Here is a 19,145-nt window from a genome sequence, read left to right as displayed (position 1 = left end):
GCATGACAGATGACGAGGTGCGGGGCGGGATCAGGAACGCGCGCGTCAGTGCGCCGCGGCGCCGCGCCGTTCGACGGCAAGCGTGGCCGCCGCGACCATCCCCAGTGCGGGGGCGGCGAGTGGAAGGGCGAACCAGGCGGACGCCGCGACCACCGCGAATCCGCAGACGATCACCAGCGAGCCGGCCGGATCGCCCAGCGTGCGGCGCACCGCCCCGGTCAGGAGCGCGCGCCACGACGCCCCGGGGCCCCAGTTCGCGGCGGCCCGAAGACCGGCGACGACCAGGACGAACAGGGCGACGACACCGACCGCGCCGACGAACGTGCCGCCGGGGAGCCCCGCCCGTACGAACGCGATGTCGGCCAGGAGCAGGGCCAGCGCCGCCCAGCCGCCGAGGCCCACCAGCCACCCGCGTCGCACCGCCGCGCGCAGATCGGCGGTGAACTCCCGCCACCCGGAGGGTTCGTGGGCCAGATGCCGGTTCAGGTGACGGGTCCCCGCGGCGAAGGCGGCGGGCAGCGTGACCAGGGGCAGGGCGGCGAGCGCGATCCACACACCGGTCAGCAGGCATTCGGCGAACGCGCCGAAGCGGTCCATGAAGACGGACTTCCGGAGCACGCGGTCACTCACCCGGCCTCAGCCCTTCAGGCCCGACGTGGCCATACCGTCGATCAGGTACCGCTGGAAGGCCAGGAAGAACGCCAGGACGGGCAGCAGCGCCACGAGGGACATGGCGATCATGCCGCCGTAGTTGGCCAGGCCCTCCTGGTCGACGAACATCTTGAGGCCGAGCGAGACGGTGTATTTCGAGGGGTCGTTGAGATAGATGAGCGGCCCCATGAAGTCGTTCCAGGAGTTGATGAAGGTGAAGATCGCGCTGGTGATCAGGGCGGGCCGGCACAGCGGAAGGACGATCGACCAGTAGATCCGCAGATGCCCGCACCCGTCGAGCCGCGCCGCCTCGTCCAGCTCCTTGGGCAGGTTCCGCATGAACTGCACCATCAGGAAGACGAAGAAGGCGTCGACCGCCAGATACTTGCCGAGCAGCAGCGGCGTATAGGTGTTGATGAGGCCCATCTTCTGGAACAGGACGTACTGCGGGATCAGGAGTACGTGGTACGGAAGCAGCAGGGTGCCGATCATCAGGGCGAACAGCAGGTTGCGGCCGGCGAACTTGATCCGCGCGAAGGCATAGCCCGCGAGGGAGCAGGAGAAGAGCACCCCCGCCACCGAACCGAGCGCAAGAAAGAGGGAGTTGGAGAAGAAGGTGGAGATGGAGATGTCGGCGATGCCGTCGGCGAGGCCGGCGTAGTTCGCGACGACGGGGTCGGCCGGGAACAGGTCGAGGCTTCCGACGATCTCGTCGTTCGGCTTGAACGAACCGCCGATCGCCCAGATCACCGGGTAGAGGACGACGGCGAGGACCGCCAGGGACCCGAGGTGCCAGGCCATCGAACCGGCGCCGCGACGGCGGCGGGCGTGGAGCCCACGTGATGCGCTGCTCAACGGGATCCCTCCTCGTAGTGCACCCAGCGCTTCTGGGACCAGAACAGGACCGCCGTCACGAGGGCCACCGCGAGCAGCAGCATCCAGGCCATGGCCGACGCGAGGCCCATCCGGCTGTTCTCGAAGCCCTGGACGTAGAGGTAGCAGGTGTAGACGAGTGAACCGTCCGCAGGACCACAGGCGTTGCCTCCCGCACCGCCGCCGACGATGTACGCCGATGCGAAGATCTGGAAGGAGTGGATGGTCTCCAGGAGGACGTTGAAGAAGAGGACGGGCGAGATCATCGGCAGGGTGATGTTCCAGAACCGCCGCCAGGTGCCCGCGCCGTCCACCTCCGCCGCCTCGTAGAGCTCGCGCGGCACCTGCTTCAGGCCGGCCAGGAAGATGACCATCGGTGCGCCGAACTGCCAGACGGTGAGCGCCACCAGGCTGTAGATGATCCACTGCGGGTCGCCGGTCCAGCCGCCCACGTCCATGCCGAAGAGCGCCCGCTGCGTACGGTCGACGATGGCGTCGTCGGAGAAGATCGCCTTCCAGACGACGGCGATCGAGACGCTGGCGCCGATCAGGGACGGCGCGTAGAACGCGGCCCGGTAGAAGGCCTGGCCGCGCCGCTTCTGGTTGAGCAGCAGCGCCACGCCGAGGGCCGCCGCCAGCTTGAGCGGGGTGCCGACGACGACGTACCAGAGCGTCACCTCCACGGATGTGCGCCAGCGCGGGTCGCCGAACATCTCGGTGAAGTTGTCCACGCCGACCCACTTGGGGGCGTCGAACAGGTTGTAGTCGGTGAAGGCGAAGTAGAGCGAGGCGACCATGGGTCCTGCCGTCAGGAGCAGGAAGCCCCCCAGCCACGGCGACAGGAAGAGGAACCCGGCGACGCTCTCGCCCCGCCGTCGCCGCCGCGCGGCCGCGGGGAGGCGGTCACCGCGCGGCGGCTCCGGCTTCTCGGGGGTGGTCGGGGCCACGCGAGTACCGGAAGTCTGCGGGGACGCCATCGTGCCGCCCATCAGGAACCGAGCGCGGTCTTGCACTCGGTGAAGAACTGCTTCACCGCTTCGTCCACGGACCGCTCCCCCAGGGCGAGTTCCTCGGCGATGCGCAGGAACGCCGCCTCGCAGATGTCGGCGCCCGCCGGGTGCGGTGTGATGGCTTCAAGGACACCGGCGTCGACCAGTTGCTCCTCGTACGCGGCGATCTCCTTGTTGACCGCGGCGATCACCTTGTCCTTCTCCTCGGCGGGCTTGTACGCCTCGTACTGCGCGGTCGTGGTGGGTACGCCACGGTCGTAGCCCATGATCCTGGCGACCTCCGGATCGTGCACCATGAAGTCGATGAACTGCGCGACTTCCTTGGGGTGTTGGGTGCGCTTGGAGCCGCTGAGCATCAGCGAGCCGAGGTACTGGCCGGTCTTCTTGCCGTCGGTGGTCGGGAGCGGCGCGAGGCCGTACCGGCTCTCGCCCTCGGCGCTGTAGCGGACGGTGAAGTTGTCCCAGGTGAACTCGCACGCCGCGATCTCGGCGGCCACGGCCGACTTGGGCTTGATCTGGGCGACCTTCTTCGGGTCGGAGTAGATCCCCGACTTCACCCCGTCGTACCCCTTGGTCCACCACTCCTTGAGGTCGGCCTCGTCGAAGCCGAGACCGTCCTCGGTGAAGAAGGCCTTGCCCTGCTGGCGCAGGTAGGGGTCGTAGAGGTACATGACTCCGTAGAGCCCGCTGTCGCCCGACCTTCCCTGCTTGTGGATCTTCTCCATCGCGGCGTGGTAGTCGTCCCAGGTCCAGCCCATCTTCGGGGTGACCCCGGCCTTCTCGAAGACCGGCTTGTCGATCACCAGGGCCATGGAGTTGCTGCCGACCGGGACGCCGAGCAGCTTGCCGTCGACCTCGCCGAACTTCTCCAGGCCCGCGCGGAATCCGTCGAGGCGCAGATTGCCCGCCTTGGCCTGGGCGTTCAGGTCGAGCAGTATGTTGCGCTGGTCGTACTTGCGCAGGAAGCCGATGGCGTTCTGGAAGACGTCGGGCGGATTGCCGCCGGACGCCTGGGTGTTGAACTTCTTCCAGAAGTCGAGGTAGGGCTGGAAGTCCGTCTTCACCTTGATCTTGGGGTGCTTCTCCTCGAAGAGCTCGATGGTCCGGTTGATCCGCTTGGCCCGGTCGTCGGAGCCCCACCACGCGTACCGGAGGGTGACGGTCCCGTCGCCCGACCCGCTCCCGCCGCCGCATCCCGCCGCGGTCAGTCCGAGGGCCGCCAACGAGCCACCGGCCAGTTTCAACAGGCCGCGCCTGTCAACTTCCCCATTCGTCGGCACAGTTCGTCCTCTGCTAGTCCTGGGTTGAATCGTTTTAGGCAAGCGCTTGCCGGGACAAGGTAGGGAGCCGGAGTGTGCGCGTCAACGGTTCGGACGGAAACAGTCGAAGCGCTTCGAGGCGGTGGACCCAACTCCGAAATATCGAACGGGTTTTCCTGCCCGAAACATTGACGCCGGGCGGCCGGAGCTTTAGCTTCATCGCGTCGTACTTCGTACGTCATATATGAGACGCGATACGCGACGGCCGCACGACGACCGCACGCCTGACGACTGCACGACGGCCCGCACGACGGCTGCACGACGACTGAGAGCATCGATGAACTTTGCGCCCCACCCCATCCCCTCGCGCACGCAGTACGTGCTGGAGGCGGTCAAGCACCGCATCCTCACCGGGCAGTTGGCGCCCGGTCAGCCCCTCGTCGAGACCGAGCTCGCCGCCCAGTTCGCGGTGTCCAAGACGCCCGTACGGGAGGCGTTGAAGACGCTCGCGGGGACCGGGCTCGTCGTCATGAGCCAGTACAAGGGCGCCACCGTGCGCACGGTGGACGCGGCCATGGCGCAGGAGGTCTACGACGTCCGCCTGCTGCTCGAACCGGAGGCCTTGCGGCGCACCGTCCGGTCCGGCGCGCTCCTGGAGGAGGCGCGCGACGCCCTGGAGCGGGCGGACACCGCGGCGGACGCCGCCGAACGCTCGCTGGCCAACCGGGAGTTCCACCGCGCGCTCTACGTCCCGTGCGGCAACCCGCTGCTCTCGCGGATGCTCGACGACGTGCGCGACCAGGCGGCCCTGGTCTCGGCGGTCGCCTGGGCGACCCTGCCCTCCTGGGAGCGGGAGGCCGCCGAGCACCGGGAGATCCTACGGCTCGCGCTCGCGGGGGAGGCCGACGCGGCGGCCAGCGGACTCCACGACCACATCGCCTCGTTCGTGCGGCGGGCGTTCCCGGAGGGGGAGCTTTCATGACCGGCCAGAACCACGACCCCCGCTTCGTCGGCCCTCGCTTCGACGGGCTTCGTTCCGCCCTCGCCGATGTCGTCGCGATCCCGGTGACCCCGTTCGCCGACGACGGCTCGGTGGACCGGGACACCTACCGCGCCCTGGTGCGACGCCTCGTCGACGGTGGCGTGCGCACCCTCACTCCGAACGGCAACACCGGCGAGTTCTACGCCCTGGACCCCGACGAGCGGCGCCTGGTCACCGAGTTGACCATGGAGGAAGCGGGCGGGAGCGACGCGGCCACCGTGCTCGTCGGCGTCGGCCACGACCTGCCGACCGCGGTCGCCGCCGCCCGGCACGCGCGGGACGCCGGGGCACACATGGTGATGGTGCATCAGCCGGTGCATCCGTACGTGTCCCAGGACGGCTGGGTCGATTACCACCGCGCCATCGCCGACGCCGTGCCCGAGCTCGGTGTCGTGCCGTACATCCGCAATCCTCGTCTCACCGGTCAACGCCTCGCCGAGCTGGGCGAGTTGTGCCCCAATGTGATCGGCGCGAAGTACGCGACGCCGGACGCCGCCGCCTTCGCCGCGTTCGCGCGGGACGCGGGGCTCGAACGGTTCGTGTGGGTCGCGGGGCTCGCCGAGCTGTACGCGCCCGCGTACTGGGCCGTCGGCGCGACCGGCTTCACGTCGGGCCTGGTCAATGTCGCGCCCGAGGTGTCCCTCCGTATGCTCGAAGCCCTGCGTGCGGGCGACTACCCGGCGGCCATGGACGTCTGGGAGCGGATCCGGCGCTTCGAGGAGCTGCGGGCCGCCGACCAGTCGGCCGACAACGTCACCGTCGTCAAAGAGGCCCTCGCCGCGCTCGGCCTGTGCCGCCGCGAGGTGCGCCCGCCGAGCCGCGTCCTGCCCGTCGAGCGGCGCGAGGAGATAGCGGCCCTGGTGAAGGCGTGGGCGATATGAGGCCGGACGAACTGCGCAGCCACCAGTGGTACGGCACGGACGGCCTGCGGTCCTTCAGCCACCGGGCGCGCACCCGCCAGCTCGGCTACCTGCCCGAGGAGCATCTGGGCAAGCCCGTCATCGCGGTCCTCAACACCTGGTCCGACATCAACCCCTGCCACGTCCATCTGCGCGAGCGCGCCCAGGCGGTCAAGCGCGGGGTGTGGCAGGCGGGCGGCTTCCCGCTCGAATTCCCCGTCTCCACCCTCTCGGAGACGTTCCAGAAGCCGACCCCGATGCTCTACCGGAATCTCCTGGCCATGGAGACCGAGGAGCTGCTGCGGTCCTACCCCGTGGACGGCGCCGTGCTGCTCGGCGGCTGCGACAAGACGACGCCGGCCCTGCTCATGGGCGCCGCGAGCGTCGATCTGCCGGCCGTCTTCGTCCCCGCCGGACCCATGCTCCCGGGGCACTGGCGCAACGAGGTGCTCGGTTCCGGCACCGACATGTGGAAGTACTGGGACGACAAGCGCGCCGGCCTCATCGGCGACTGCGAACTGGCCGAGCTGGAGAGCGGTCTGGCCCGCTCCCCCGGTCACTGCATGACCATGGGGACCGCCTCCACGCTGACCGCGGCGGCCGAGGCCCTCGGCGTGACGATGCCGGGCGCCTCCTCCATCCCCGCGGTGGACTCCGGACACGACCGGATGGCGGCGGCGTCCGGGATGCGGATCGTCGACCTCGTGCGCCAGGACCTGAAGTTGTCCGGGCTCCTGACCGCGGACGCCTACGAGGACGCGGTCGCCACCGTCCTCGCGCTCGGCGGCTCCACCAACGCCGTCATCCACCTGATCGCGATGGCCGGCCGCAGCGGCGTACGGCTCACCCTCGACGACTTCGACCGGATCGCGCGGACGGTGCCGGTGCTCGCCAACCTGCGCCCCGGCGGGCAGTACCTCATGGAGGACTTCCACTTCGCGGGCGGACTCCCGGCGTTCCTGGCCCAGTTGACCGACGTCCTGCACCTGGACCGGCCCACCGTCGCGCACGACACCCTGCGCGAGCAGCTCGCGGGCGCCACCGTGCACAATCCCGAGGTCATCCGCCCGCGCGAGAAGCCCCTGGCCGACGAGGGCGGAGTGGCGGTGCTTCGCGGCAACCTCTGCCCGGACGGCGCCGTCATCAAGCACATCGCCGCCGAGCCGCACCTGCTGCGGCACACCGGACCCGCGGTCGTCTTCGACGACTACCGCCAGATGCAGCGCACCATCAACGACCCCGCGCTCGGCATCACCGCCGACCACGTCCTCGTGCTGCGCGGCTCCGGCCCCAAGGGCGGTCCCGGCATGCCCGAGTACGGCATGCTCCCGATCCCCGACCACCTGCTCAAGCAGGGGGTGCGCGACATGGTGCGGATCTCCGACGCGCGGATGAGCGGCACGTCGTACGGCACGTGTGTGCTGCACATCGCTCCCGAGTCGTTCGTGGGCGGGCCGCTCGCCCTCGTCCGTACGGGAGACCTGATCACCCTGGACGTGGCGGCGCGCTCCCTCCATCTCGACGTGTCCGACGCGGAGTTGGAACAGCGGATGGCCGCCTGGACACCGCCTCCTCCGCGCTACGGACGCGGCTACGGCGCCCTCTACAGCGAACAGATCACCCAGGCCGACACCGGCTGCGACTTCGCGTTCCTGGCCCGCGAGGGCGAGGTCCCCGACCCGTACGCGGGCTGAGCCGCCCTCCGGCCGCCCTCCCTTGACCCGGTTTTCATTTGTACGAGATTTCGAACGACGTCTGCGAAGCGCTTCATCTCGCCGACCGTGTGCCGCCCATGAGAACGGAGAAGCAGACATGGCCTCAGCTGTGGCGAAATCGCCACCGCAGCCACCGCCCCGGCGCCGCACGCCGGGTGCGCCCCGGCGCCGAACGGGAGCGACCCCGCGCCGCCTCCCGTATCTGCTGATCGCGCCGGCCGGACTCCTGATGCTGGGCTTCATCGCCTACCCGGTCATCAGCGTCTTCTACTACAGCCTGCGCCACTACAACCCCACCAAGCCCTGGCGCGACGGCTTCGCGGGCTTCGACAACTTCGTCACCGCGTTCACCGAGGACCCGCAGTTCTGGCAGACGCTCGGCTTCAGTCTCCAGTGGGTGGCCGTCGAGGTCGTCCTCCAACTGCTCCTCGGTCTCGGCCTCGCGCTGATCGTCAACCAGACCTTCATCGGCCGTGCGATGGCCCGCGCCCTGGTCTTCTCGCCGTGGGCCGTGTCCGGCGTGCTCACCTCGACGATCTGGCTGCTGATCTTCAACTCCCAGACGGGCATCACCCGTTACCTCGCGGACATGGGGATCGGCTCGTACGGAACGTCCTGGCTCTCGGACACCAGCACCGTCTTCCCGGCCGTCGTCGTCGCCGAACTCTGGCGCGGCGTCCCCTTCTTCGCGATCCTCATCCTCGCCGACCTCCAGTCCGTCTCGAAGGACCTGTACGAGGCCGCGGAAGTGGACGGCGCCAGCCGCTTCCGGCAGTTCTTCCACATCACGCTGCCGCACCTGAAGGACGCGATCATCCTCTCCACGCTGCTTCGCGCGGTCTGGGAGTTCAACAACGTCGACCTGCTCTACACCCTGACCGGCGGCGGACCCGCGGGCGAGACGACGACCCTGCCGCTGCGCATCGCGTCCATCGCCGTCGACTCGCACGACTTCGGCTACGCCTCCGCGCTGACCTCCATCGCGTTCGTGATCCTCCTCTTCTGCTCGATGGTCTATCTGCGGCTGAGCAAGTTCGGAGGCCAGGACAAGTGAGCACCACACAGCACCTGAACAGGGAAGCCGGCACGGCGGCCACCGCCGCACCCGCCGAGGAACGATCCGGCGGCCCGCGCGCGCCCAGGCGGCGCCCCTGGGACGAAGCCCCCCGGTGGCAGATCTACCTCCCGCTCGGCCTCTACCTCCTCTTCACGCTCATCCCGTTCTACTGGATGCTGCTCTTCGCGATCCGCCCGGCGGGCTCGACCTCGCTGCTCCCCTGGCCGATCACGTTCGAGCACTTCGACAAGGTGTGGACCGAGCGGAGCTTCGCGCTCTTCTTCCAGAACAGCCTCATCGTCGGCGTCCTGTCGATGCTGATGACCACGCTGGTCGCCCTCGCGGGCGGCTACGCCCTCGCCCGCTTCGACTTCAAGATCAAGCGCGGCTTCATGCTGGCGCTGCTCTGCTCGCAGTTCATCCCCGGCGCGCTGATGCTGGTGCCGCTCTTCCAGATCTTCGCCAACCTCCAGATGATCAATTCCCTCGGCAGCGTCATCATCGCCGAGGCCGTCTTCCAGCTGCCGCTCTCGATGATCCTGATCAGCGGGTTCATCAAGAACGTGCCGTACTCCCTGGAGGAGGCGGCCTGGGTCGACGGATGCGGACGCTTCCGTGCCTTCTGCGCCGTCGTGCTTCCCCTGCTGCGGCCCGGTCTGATCGCGGTCGGCTCCTTCGCCTTCGTGCACAGCTGGAACCACTTCCTCTTCGCCCTGATGTTCCTCTCCAACCAGGACAAGCAGACGATCCCGGTGGGCCTGGCCACCCTGATGGGCGCCGACAGCGTCGACCTCGGCGCGCTCGCGGCGGGCGGCGTCATCGCCGCCCTGCCCGTGGTGATCGTCTTCGCCTTCATCCAGAAGTGGCTGGTCACGGGGTTCAGCGCCGGGGCGGTGAAGGGATGAGCCGCCGGGCTTTTCAGCTGACCACCGCCCTGACCCTGCTCACCGCTCTCACCGTGTCCTCCGCACAGGCCCGCACCGAATCCGTGCGGGCCCGCACGGAGCCGGCGCAGGCCCGCACAAAACCGGCACGCGACATCAGCCGCGACACCCTGGCCGCCGACGACGGCTGGGCGGCGACCAGAGGTGGTACGTCGGGGGGCGCCAGAGCCGACGACTCCCACGTCTTCACCGTGACCGACCGGGCCGGGCTCGTCCGTGCCCTGGACGGCGGCAGCGCGACCCCGAAGATCATCAAGATCGCCGGGGCCGTCGACGCCAACACCGATGACGAAGGCCGCTCCCTGGACTGCGCCGACTACGCCACCGACGGTTACCGCGCCGACCGCTATCTCGCCGCCTACGACCCGCGCACCTGGGGCGGCGCCAAGCCCTCCGGCCCGCAGGAGGAGGCCCGCAAGGCGTCGGCCGCCCGCCAGGCCGAGCGCGTCGAACTGCCCGTCGGCCCGAACACCACGATCGTCGGGCTCGGCAAGAGCGCGGTACTCAAGGGCGGCAGCCTGCACGTCGAGAATGCGGACAACGTGATCATCCGCAACCTCGAACTGCGCGACGCCTACGACTGCTTCCCTGCCTGGCAGCCCAACACCGGCGGTCTCGGCGACTGGAAGACGGCGTACGACAACATCTGGCTGCGCGGCGCCACCCATGTGTGGATCGACCACGTCACGGCCTCCGACAAGGGCCACCCGGACGCGAAGGAGCCGACCCGCTTCGGGCGCAACTATCTGCGCCACGACGGCCTGCTCGACATCACCAACGCCTCCGATCTGGTCACTGTCTCCTGGAGCCGCTTCGCCGACCACGACAAGGCGATGCTCATCGGCAACGGCGACACGGCCACCGGCGACCGCGGCAAGCTCCGCGTCACCCTGCACCACAACGAGTTCGAGTCCGTCGTGCAGCGAGCGCCCCGCGTCCGCTTCGGACAGGTCCACCTCTACAACAACCGCTACGTCGTGCCCGGGGACGTCCACGACTACCGCTACTCGATCGGCGTCTCCACCGAGTCCGCGGTCTACGCCGAGAACAACGCCTTCACCACTCCGGGCCACGTCGAGGCCGCCGACCTGGTCAAGAGCTGGAACGGCAGCGCGCTGCACGCCAAGGGCTCCCTGTTCAACGGCTACCCCGTCGACCTGCTCGCGATCAACAACGCCTACAACTCCGGCAGCGAGCGCGATCTGACGGGTGACGTCGGATGGGTGCCCGCATCACACGGCCGCGTCGACGGCGCGGCGCGCGCCGACCACGACGTCCAGCGCGGTGCGGGCGCCGGGAGGATCCGATGAACCCCGGCCCGGGGGCCGTGGCGCCCCGCACCCCGCTGCCGCTCGTCCTCGCGGGTGCGCGCGGACACGGCAGATGGCATCTGGAGAACATCCGGCGCCTCCAACAGGCGGGCCGCGTACGGCTTGTGGGGATCTGTGAGCTCGATCCGCTGACCGGCGCCGAGCTCGAAGGCCTGGGTGAGCCCGCGCAGTCGGCGGACTTCGCTTCTCTACTCGACGCCACCGGAGCGGCCGTCGCCGTCGTCTGCACACCCATCCCCACCCACGTGGACCTGGCCGTCGCCGCCGCCGCGCGGGGCGTTCAGCTGCTCCTGGAGAAGCCGCCCGCCCCTTCGTACGCCGACTTCCTGCGGATCACCGAAGCGGTGGACGCCGCGGGAGTGGCCTGCCAGGTCGGGTTCCAGTCGCTCGGCTCGCACGCCGTGCCCGCCGTCCGCGCGCTGGTGGCCGACGGGGTGATCGGTGAGCCGCTGGGCGTCGGCGGGGCGGGGGCCTGGGCGCGTGACGAGGCGTACTACCGGCGCGCGCCCTGGGCGGGGCGCCGTCGCCTGGACGGCGTGGACGTCGTGGACGGGGTCCTGACCAATCCCCTGGCCCACGCCGTCGCCACCGCCCTCGCGGTCGACGGGTCCACGCGGGCCGAGGACGTCACGCGGGTGGACACGGAGCTGTTCCGGGCCAACGCCATCGAGTCCGACGACACCTCGTTCGTGGGGATCACCACCGCGCGCGGCGGCCGTATCGGCGTCGCCGCGACCCTCTGCGCCGAGCGTCCCGACGAGCCGTACGTCATCGTCCACGGCACCCAGGGGCGCGTCACGTTCTGGTACAAGCAGGACCGGGTGCTCGTGCAGCGCGCCGGACGCGGGCCCGAGGAGGTCCTTCACGGGCGGACGGACCTCCTCGAGAACCTCGTCGACCATCTTGAGGGCCGCGCCGAACTGCTGGTCCCGCCGGCGTCGACCGGCGCCTTCATGAAGGTCGTCGAGTCGATACGCCGGGCGCCCGATCCACGGCCGCTGCCCGTCGAGGCCTGGCGTGCCGTGCCCGGCGAACACGAAGGCGTGCGGCGCCGGGTCGTGCACGGCATCGACGGGCTCGTCGCGGCGAGCGCCGACACGCTGTGCGGCTACGCGGAACTCGGCACCTTCTGGGCGCTGCCGGACCCGGCGGCGGACCACCCGCCGGCTTCCCGGCCCGCTTCCCCTCGCACCGCCGACTCCCGCACCCCCACCGCCGAGACCCCACCGAGGTGAGAACGCCATGAACAGAACCGCGACCGACACCACGCTCATGCTGCGCTGCTCGGGCCGCCCCGTCGGCCGCTACGTCATCCACCCCTCGGCCGACCGCCGGCTCGCGCCCCGCCCCTACCTCCACCCCGTCCGCACCTTCGGCGGCCTCCCCGTCACCGAGCACGGCCCCGCCGACCACCCGCACCACCTCGGGGTGAGCGTCGCCGTGCCCGACGCGGCGGGCCGCAACTTCTGGGGCGGGCGCACCTACGTACGCGACCAGGGTCCGACCGAGCTCGACAACCACGGCGAACAGCGCCACCTGGAGTTCAAGCTGCGTGACCCGGACGGCTTCGTCGAGGAGATCGGCTGGCTCGACGGTGAGTGCGAGCTCCTTCGCGAGCGGCGCACCGTCGCCGTCACGCCCCTGACCACCTCCGCCTGGGCCCTCGACTTCACGTTCTCCCTCACCAACCCGGCCGCGGCGGAGGTCTCCCTCGGCAGCCCCGCCACCAACGGCCGCCCCGGCGCCGCCTACGGGGGCTTCTTCTGGCGTGCGCCCAAGGAGCCGCAGTCCCCCGAGGTGTTCACCGCCGACGCCGACGGCGAGGCCGCGGTCCATGGCGCCCCGGCCGATTGGCTGGCCCTGGCGGGCCAGGGCTGGACCCTCGTCTTCGCCGGAGCCACGCCCGAGACGCGGCGCGACCCGTGGTTCGTGCGGAGCTGCGACTATCCGGGCGTCGGCTCCTCGCTGGCACACGCGCGGCGTCTGCCGATCGGGCCTGGCGAGACCGTCGTACGCCGTGTCATCACCGTCGTCGCCGACGGCCGCCCGAGCAGGGATGAGGCCGCGGCGCTCGTCCGCAAGGCGGTGACCGCGTGAACGCGCCCCGAACGGCCACCCCTGGCAGGCTGGGTGACCTCGGTGACGGGACCTACCGCAATCCCGTACTCGCCGCCGACTGGTCGGACCCCGATGTCGTCCGGGTCGGCGACGACTTCTACCTCACCGCGTCCAGCTTCGGTCGCGCCCCCGGGTTGCCGCTCCTGCACTCGCGCGACCTGGTGAACTGGACGCTGATCGGGCACGCTTTGGAGCGCCTCGAACCGGCCGAGTCGTTCGCCGCGCCACGGCACGACTGCGGGGTGTGGGCGCCGTCGATCCGGCATCACGAGGGACGGTTCTGGATCTTCTGGGGCGACCCCGACCACGGCATCTTTCAGGTCAACTCCCTGGATGTACGCGGGCCGTGGAGCGCCCCGCACCTCGTCAAGGCGGGCAAGGGCCTCATCGACGCCTGCCCGCTGTGGGACGAGGAGCGCGGCGACGCGTATCTCGTGCACGGCTGGGCCAAGTCGCGATCCGGCGTCAAGAACCGGCTCACCGGACACCGCATGAGTCCCGACGGGCGTGAACTCCTCGACGAGGGGCGGGTGTTGATCGACGGCGACCGCATACCCGGCTGGTTCACCCTGGAGGGGCCCAAGCTCTACCGCCACGACGGCTGGTTCTGGATCTTCGCGCCCGCCGGTGGAGTGGAGAACGGCTGGCAGGGAGCCTTCCGTTCACGCACGTTCCACGGTCCTTACGAGGAGCGGATCGTCCTGGAGCAGGGCGACACCGCCGTCAACGGCCCCCACCAGGGCGGCTGGGTGCGCACCCCCGCCGGCGAGGACTGGTTCCTGCACTTCCAGCAGCGCGGCGCGTACGGCCGTGTCGTCCACCTCCAGCCGCTGCGCTGGGGCACGGACGGCTGGCCGGTGGTCGGGGACGGCGGCGCCCCCGTCGGCGTACACAAGAAGCCCGGCCTGCCCCCGCAACCCGCGTCCGCGCCCACCACCGACGACGACTTCCCCGGCGGGCGGCACGGCCGCCAGTGGCAGTGGTCCGCCAACCCCCGTGACGGGTGGGCTACTTCGCACGCGGCGGACGGCCTGCGCCTCGCCTGCGTCCGGTCCGCGGACGCCCATGACCTGCGCCGCCTTCCGCACGTCCTGACCCAGCGGCTTCCACTCACGCCGTGCACCGTCGAGGTCGGCCTGCGGCTCGACGCGACCTCGGCCGAGGCCAGGGCCGGGCTCACCGTACTCGGCGACGCCTTCAACTGGATCGGCCTCGAACGCGACGCCGACGGGACGGTCCGCCTCGTCCACCGGTTCGCCGAGTCCGTCGCCGAGTGGGAGCGCGACGCCGAGCAGCCGCGCCCCGCCCCCGACGGCGCCGCACGGCTGCGGATCGACATCACGGACGGCGCGCGCTGCCGTTTCTCGGCCGACACCGGCGCAGGCTTCCGGCCCTCGGGCCAGGTCTTCGCCGCGACGCCGTGGCGGTGGGTGGGCGCGCTGCTCGGCCTGTTCGCCACGGCACCGGCAGGACGGAACAGCGCCGGAACGGCCCTGTTCACGCACTTCCGGATCACCACTCACTGACTCTGCCCGTACGCAAGCCTGTTGGGAGCCGCAATGGAGCAGCACCTGCGCAGCAGCAGCACCGGACGGCTGAGGGCCCGCGCCCAAGCGGCGGTGGCCGCGCTGGCCCTCGTCCTCGGCCTGACGACCGTGCACGACCCGGCGCGAGCCGCGGCCACCCCGGCCCACGACCGCCTCTCCGGCACCGCGCACGGCTTCGCCTCGCTGGCCGGGGGCACCACCGGGGGCGCGGGCGGCAAGGTCGTCACCGTCACCGATCAGGCTTCGCTCGCCGAGTACGCGGGCGCCGATGAGCCCTACGTCATCCGCGTGAAGGGCACGGTGGCCGTCGAGCCGTTCGGCTCGGACATCGTGGTGACGTCGGACAAGACGATCGTCGGCGTCGGCAGGTCAGGCGAGATCGTCCACGGCGAACTGCACCTGAACCCCGGCACGAGCAACGTGATCATCCGCAATCTCACCATCCGCGACTCGTACGTCGAGGGCGACTGGGACGGCAAGACGCAGGACTTCGACGCGATCCAGCTGGACTCCGTCGACCACGTCTGGATCGACCACAACCGCCTCACGCGCATGGGCGACGGTCTGATCGACCTGCGCAAGGACAGCGAGTACGTGACCGTCTCGTACAACCGCTTCGAGAACCACAACAAGGCGTTCGGCATCGGCTGGACCGACCAGGTCAAGACGCAGGTGACCATCGACCACAACTGGTTCAGCGGCACCAAGCAGCGCAATCCGTCAGCGGACAACTGCGCCTACGCGCACCTCTACAACAACTACGTGTCCGCGCAGGTCACCGACGGCGATCCGGTGTGGACCTACGGAAACTGGGCGCGCGGCAAGACGAAGATGGTCATCGAGAACAGCTTCTACGAGGACGTCCAGCACCCCTACCAGGCCGACGCCACGGCCGAGTTGGTGCAGCGCGGCTCGATCGTGAAGAACACGACGGGACGCCACGACGCGTGGGGCGCGGCCTTCGACCCGCGCGGCTTCTACGCCTACGACCTCGATCCGGCGGCGGCCGTGCCCCGCCTGGTGAAGAAGTTCTCCGGCCCGCAGAGGGCGATCACCCACTGACCCCACAGCACCTCGCACGACACACGCACGACGCATCACACGTACACCCCTGCACCCGTACACCCGTACAGCTGAAGAAGAGAGCCGACCATGAGCATCACCATCCGAAGAAACAGCAGCAGAAGCCGTCGCGCCGTGGCCGCCGCCGCCCTCACCGCCGCGTTCGCGCTGACCGTCACCGCCTGTGGCGACGACGGCAGCGGGGCCGGCGGGGACAAGGGCAAGGAGGGTTCCGGGAAGGGCGAGATCACCTTCTGGGACAACAACGGCGGTGTCCGCACCGACGTCTGGAAGGAGATCATCAAGGACTTCGAGGCGAAGAACCCGGGCATCCACGTCAAGTACGTGCCGATCCCCGCCGAGAGCGTCCAGTCCAAGTACGACACCGCCATCCAGGGCGGCGGTCTGCCGGACGTCGGCGGCGTCGGCGCCGCGATGCTCGCCGGGATCTCCGCGCAGAACGCCCTGGAACCGCTGGACGACCGGCTGGACGGCAGCTCCCTGGAGGGCAAGCTGAACCCGGGCATGGTCGACAGTGTCCGGGCGGCGGGCGGCGGCAACCGGCTCTACACGGTGCCGACGTCGGCGAGCAACGGCGTGCTGTACTACCGCACCGACCTGTTCAAGGCCGCGGGCCTCGATGCCCCCACCACCTGGGGCAAGTTCTACGCGGCGGCCAAGAAGCTCACCGCCGCCGGCGACAACAAGTTCGGGTACACCATTCGCGGCGGCGAGGGTTCCATCGCGCAGGCCCTCGACGCGGCCTACGGCCAGTCCGGCATCGGGTCCTTCTGGGACGGCGACAAGACGACCGTCAACGACCCCAAGAACGTGGCGGCGTTGAAGAAGTACGTCGCGCTGTACAAGAGCAACACCCCCGCGGCCGACGTCAACAACGACTTCAAGAAGATGAACGCCCAGTGGGACACGGGTCAGATCGGCATGCTCAGCCACAACCTCGGTTCCTACACGGACCACGTGAAGGCGCTCGGCGAGGGCAAGTTCCGCGGCCTGCCCAACCCGACGACCGACGCGGGTGTCCGCGTCCAGGTCTCCAACCCGGTCGACGGGCTCGGCCTGTTCAAGTCGAGCAAGAAGAAGGCGGCGGCCTGGAAGTTCATCGAGTTCGCGGCCTCGCACGAGTCCAACAGCAAGTGGAACAAGTCGGCGGGCGCCATCCCCGCCAACACCGCGGCGTCCAAGGACGCCTGGGTGAACGAGGCCGAGCCGACGAAGCTGGCGGCGGCCGCCCTCAACGACGGCTCCCTGAAGATCGTGCAGCTGCCGTACTACCTGCCCGACTGGAACACCATCAGCAAGGCCGACAACGAGCCGAACTACCAGAAGGTCCTGCTCGGCAAGATGTCCGCCAAGGACTTCCTCGACACGCTCGCCGAGCAGCTCAACAAGGCTCAGGCCGAGTGGAAGGAACAGAACAAGTGACGGCGCGCCCCTCGCACGGCGTCGGCCGGCGCCGTGCGGTCGCGGCCCTCGCGAGCCTCCCGCTCGCGGCGGCCGCGGCCCCTGCGGCGTTCGGCCACGCACGAAGACCGGCTCCCGCGGCGCAGCGCGCGAGCACGCTCTACATCGCCGGGGACTCCACCGCCGCGCAGAAGTACACCGACGTGGCGCCCGAGACCGGCTGGGGCATGGCCCTGCCCTTCTTCCTCCACGACCGCCGCTTGCGGGTCGCCAACCACGCGATGAACGGCCGGAGTTCGAAGAGCTTCGCCGACGAGGGCCGCCTCGCCGTGATCCTGGAAGCGATCAGGCCCGGCGACCGCCTCCTCGTCCAGTTCGCGCACAACGACGAGAAGAGCGCCGACCCGGCGCGCTACACCGAGCCCTGGTCCACGTACCAGGAGTATCTGAAGCAGTACGTCGACGGGGCGCGGTCCCGTGGCGCGCGGCCGGTGCTTGCCACCGCCGTCGAGCGCAGGAAGTTCGCCGCGGACGGCACCGCGTTGCCCACCCACGGTGACTATCCGGCGGCGATGCGGGCGCTGGCGAAGGCCGAGGGCGTGCCCCTGCTCGACGTCCAGGCCCTGTCGCTCGCCCTGTGGCAGCGGCTCGGCGTCGAGGAGACCAAGGCGTACTTCAACTGGACCGCCACCGAGCAGGACAACACGCACTTCAATCCGCCGGGCGCGATCGCCATGGCCCGTCTGGTGGCGGCCGAGCTGCTGCACCACGGGGTGCTCGCGCCGCGGGACGTGCGACGGCTGGACGACGCGATACCCGACTCCTGGATCAGCTGGCCGGAGGGACCGTGAGGACCGTGAGGACCATGAGGATGAACATGCCTGGACGCAGATCCGCTGGACGCAGGTCGCTCGCCGTACTGGCGGGCTGCACCGCCCTGGTCGTGGCCGTCACGAGCGCCCCGGCCTCGGCCGCCGCCACCCGTGACGTGCTGCCGCCCCGCGACGGCTGGGCGTCCGCCGGCGGTGGCACCACCGGCGGCGCCAAGGCCGACGCCGCCCACACCTACACGGTCACCACCTGGGAAGAGCTGCGGACCGCGCTCGCGGCGGACCCGGGTGCTCCTCGGATCATCAAGGTCAAGGGCACCCTGAACGCAACGGCGGCGGGCTGCCCCGCGTTCGAGGCCGACGGCTACGACTTCGAGCGGTACCTGGCCGACTACGACCCCGCGGTCTGGGGACACGACACACCGGTCAGCGGCGCCCAGGAGGACCTGCGGGCGGCGTCGGCGACGCGGCAGGGCGCGGCCATCAAGGCGTACGTACCGGCCGACACGACCATCGTGGGCGTCGGCAGGCAGGCCGGGATCGTCGGCGGCAGCCTGCAGATCCAGGGCGTGGACAACGTCGTCGTACGCGATCTCACCCTGGAGAGCCCGCTGGACTGCTTCCCGCAGTGGGATCCGACAGACGGTGCCACGGGCGCCTGGAACTCCGAGTACGACAGCATGGTGGTCCACGGCTCGACGCACGTATGGGTCGACCACAACACGTTCACGGACGGCGAGCACCCCGACAGTTCGCTGCCGTCCTACTACGGAGAGCTGTACCAGCAGCACGACGGCGAGCTGGACGTCGTACGCGGCGCCGATCTGGTCACCGTCTCCTGGAACGTCTTCGCCGACCACGACAAGACCCTGATGATCGGCAACAGCGACAGCGCGGGCGACACGGACCGCGGCAAGCTGCGGGTCACCCTGCACCACAACGTCTTCCGGGACATCGTCGAGCGGGCGCCGCGCGTCCGCTTCGGTCAGGTCGACGCCTACAACAACCACTACATCGTCCCCGCGGGCGGCTATCAGTACTCCTTCGGCATCGGCCAGGAGTCGCGGCTCGTCGCCCAGCGGAACGCGTTCACGCTTCCCGCCGGGGTCAGCGCCGCGAAGATCCTGAAGAAGTGGAAGGAAGCACCGGTCACCGCCGACGCCAACTACGTCAACGGCAAGCGCGTCGATCTCATCGCCGTGCACAACGCGGAGCTGCCCGGGGAGGTCCTCACGCCGGACGCGGGCTGGACTCCGAGCCTCCGGACGCGGGTGGACGACCCGCGCAGGCTGCCGGGACTGCTCCAGCGGCAGGCGGGCGCCGGCAAGCGCCACTGATCTCCCCGCAATCCCCCTCCCCTCCCCCTGACAGAGCCGCACAGCGAA

General features: G+C 70.0%; 17 protein-coding genes. 13 read left to right on the top strand and 4 right to left on the bottom strand.

The features are described from left to right. Nucleotides 1-45: 45 nt before the first annotated feature. Genes ACFUPX_RS13650 through ACFUPX_RS13635 form a run of 4 tightly spaced genes read right to left on the bottom strand, consistent with a single transcriptional unit; the run spans nt 46 to nt 3,814 of the window. Nucleotides 46-597 carry a hypothetical protein gene (locus ACFUPX_RS13650; protein WP_383320571.1) on the bottom strand — a complete coding sequence of 184 codons (552 nt, stop codon included), beginning with the start codon at nt 595-597 and terminating at the stop codon, nt 46-48. 39 nt (nt 598-636) lie between these two features. Continuing rightward, nucleotides 637-1,452, bottom strand: a complete 816-nt coding sequence (locus tag ACFUPX_RS13645; RefSeq protein ID WP_383320569.1) for a carbohydrate ABC transporter permease — start codon at nt 1,450-1,452, stop codon at nt 637-639. A gap of 50 nt (nt 1,453-1,502) precedes the next feature. Next, nucleotides 1,503-2,501, bottom strand: a complete 999-nt coding sequence (locus tag ACFUPX_RS13640) for a carbohydrate ABC transporter permease (protein ID WP_383320567.1) — start codon at nt 2,499-2,501, stop codon at nt 1,503-1,505. Nucleotides 2,502-2,512: 11 nt separating this feature from the next. After that, the gene (locus ACFUPX_RS13635) at nt 2,513-3,814 is read right to left on the bottom strand and encodes an ABC transporter substrate-binding protein (protein ID WP_383320538.1); all 1,302 of its coding nucleotides are present in this window, start codon (nt 3,812-3,814) and stop codon (nt 2,513-2,515) included. Between the two features lie 316 nt (nt 3,815-4,130). On the opposite strand from ACFUPX_RS13635, the gene ACFUPX_RS13630 reads away from it, so the two are divergent. From ACFUPX_RS13630 to ACFUPX_RS13570, 13 genes are all read left to right on the top strand, one after another. After that, a complete protein-coding gene (locus tag ACFUPX_RS13630; protein WP_383320536.1) occupies nt 4,131-4,775 on the top strand; it encodes a GntR family transcriptional regulator in 645 nt (214 codons plus the stop codon). Continuing rightward, entirely contained in the window at nt 4,772-5,716 is a 945-nt protein-coding gene (locus ACFUPX_RS13625; protein WP_383320534.1) for a dihydrodipicolinate synthase family protein, read from the top strand. The genes ACFUPX_RS13630 and ACFUPX_RS13625 overlap by 4 nt, the downstream gene beginning before the upstream one ends. Next, nucleotides 5,713-7,428, top strand: a complete 1,716-nt coding sequence (gene araD, locus ACFUPX_RS13620) for an L-arabinonate dehydratase (protein ID WP_383320532.1) — start codon at nt 5,713-5,715, stop codon at nt 7,426-7,428. The genes ACFUPX_RS13625 and araD overlap by 4 nt, the downstream gene beginning before the upstream one ends. Nucleotides 7,429-7,546: 118 nt before the next feature. Beyond that, a complete protein-coding gene (locus tag ACFUPX_RS13615) occupies nt 7,547-8,503 on the top strand; it encodes a carbohydrate ABC transporter permease (protein ID WP_383320530.1) in 957 nt (318 codons plus the stop codon). Beyond that, entirely contained in the window at nt 8,500-9,411 is a 912-nt protein-coding gene (locus ACFUPX_RS13610; protein ID WP_383320528.1) for a carbohydrate ABC transporter permease, read from the top strand. The genes ACFUPX_RS13615 and ACFUPX_RS13610 overlap by 4 nt, the downstream gene beginning before the upstream one ends. Next, nucleotides 9,408-10,760, top strand: a complete 1,353-nt coding sequence (locus ACFUPX_RS13605; RefSeq protein ID WP_383320526.1) for a polysaccharide lyase family 1 protein — start codon at nt 9,408-9,410, stop codon at nt 10,758-10,760. Before ACFUPX_RS13610 ends, ACFUPX_RS13605 begins: the two co-directional genes overlap by 4 nt. Then, entirely contained in the window at nt 10,757-12,016 is a 1,260-nt protein-coding gene (locus ACFUPX_RS13600) for a Gfo/Idh/MocA family protein (protein ID WP_383320524.1), read from the top strand. The genes ACFUPX_RS13605 and ACFUPX_RS13600 overlap by 4 nt, the downstream gene beginning before the upstream one ends. A gap of 7 nt (nt 12,017-12,023) precedes the next feature. Then, nucleotides 12,024-12,878, top strand: coding sequence for a PmoA family protein (locus tag ACFUPX_RS13595; RefSeq protein ID WP_383320522.1), 855 nt, complete (start codon nt 12,024-12,026; stop codon nt 12,876-12,878). After that, a complete protein-coding gene (locus ACFUPX_RS13590; protein ID WP_383320520.1) occupies nt 12,875-14,425 on the top strand; it encodes a family 43 glycosylhydrolase in 1,551 nt (516 codons plus the stop codon). Before ACFUPX_RS13595 ends, ACFUPX_RS13590 begins: the two co-directional genes overlap by 4 nt. A 33-nt stretch (nt 14,426-14,458) precedes the next feature. Continuing rightward, the gene (locus tag ACFUPX_RS13585; protein WP_383320518.1) at nt 14,459-15,508 is read left to right on the top strand and encodes a polysaccharide lyase family 1 protein; all 1,050 of its coding nucleotides are present in this window, start codon (nt 14,459-14,461) and stop codon (nt 15,506-15,508) included. A gap of 90 nt (nt 15,509-15,598) precedes the next feature. After that, on the top strand, nt 15,599-16,951 hold the full coding sequence (locus ACFUPX_RS13580; RefSeq protein ID WP_383320516.1) for an ABC transporter substrate-binding protein: 1,353 nt from the start codon (nt 15,599-15,601) through the stop codon (nt 16,949-16,951). Beyond that, on the top strand, nt 16,948-17,781 hold the full coding sequence (locus ACFUPX_RS13575; RefSeq protein WP_383320514.1) for a rhamnogalacturonan acetylesterase: 834 nt from the start codon (nt 16,948-16,950) through the stop codon (nt 17,779-17,781). The genes ACFUPX_RS13580 and ACFUPX_RS13575 overlap by 4 nt, the downstream gene beginning before the upstream one ends. Nucleotides 17,782-17,807: 26 nt before the next feature. Then, nucleotides 17,808-19,097 (top strand): polysaccharide lyase family 1 protein, encoded by a 1,290-nt coding sequence (locus tag ACFUPX_RS13570; protein WP_383320512.1) that lies wholly within the window; start codon nt 17,808-17,810, stop codon nt 19,095-19,097. The last annotated feature ends 48 nt before the right edge of the window (nt 19,098-19,145 follow it).

This window comes from Streptomyces sp. NPDC057302 (assembly GCF_042667685.1).
Classification (GTDB): domain Bacteria; phylum Actinomycetota; class Actinomycetes; order Streptomycetales; family Streptomycetaceae; genus Streptomyces.
Note: the sequence above shows the minus strand (reverse complement) of the source record. Positions and strands in the feature narration are given on the sequence as shown.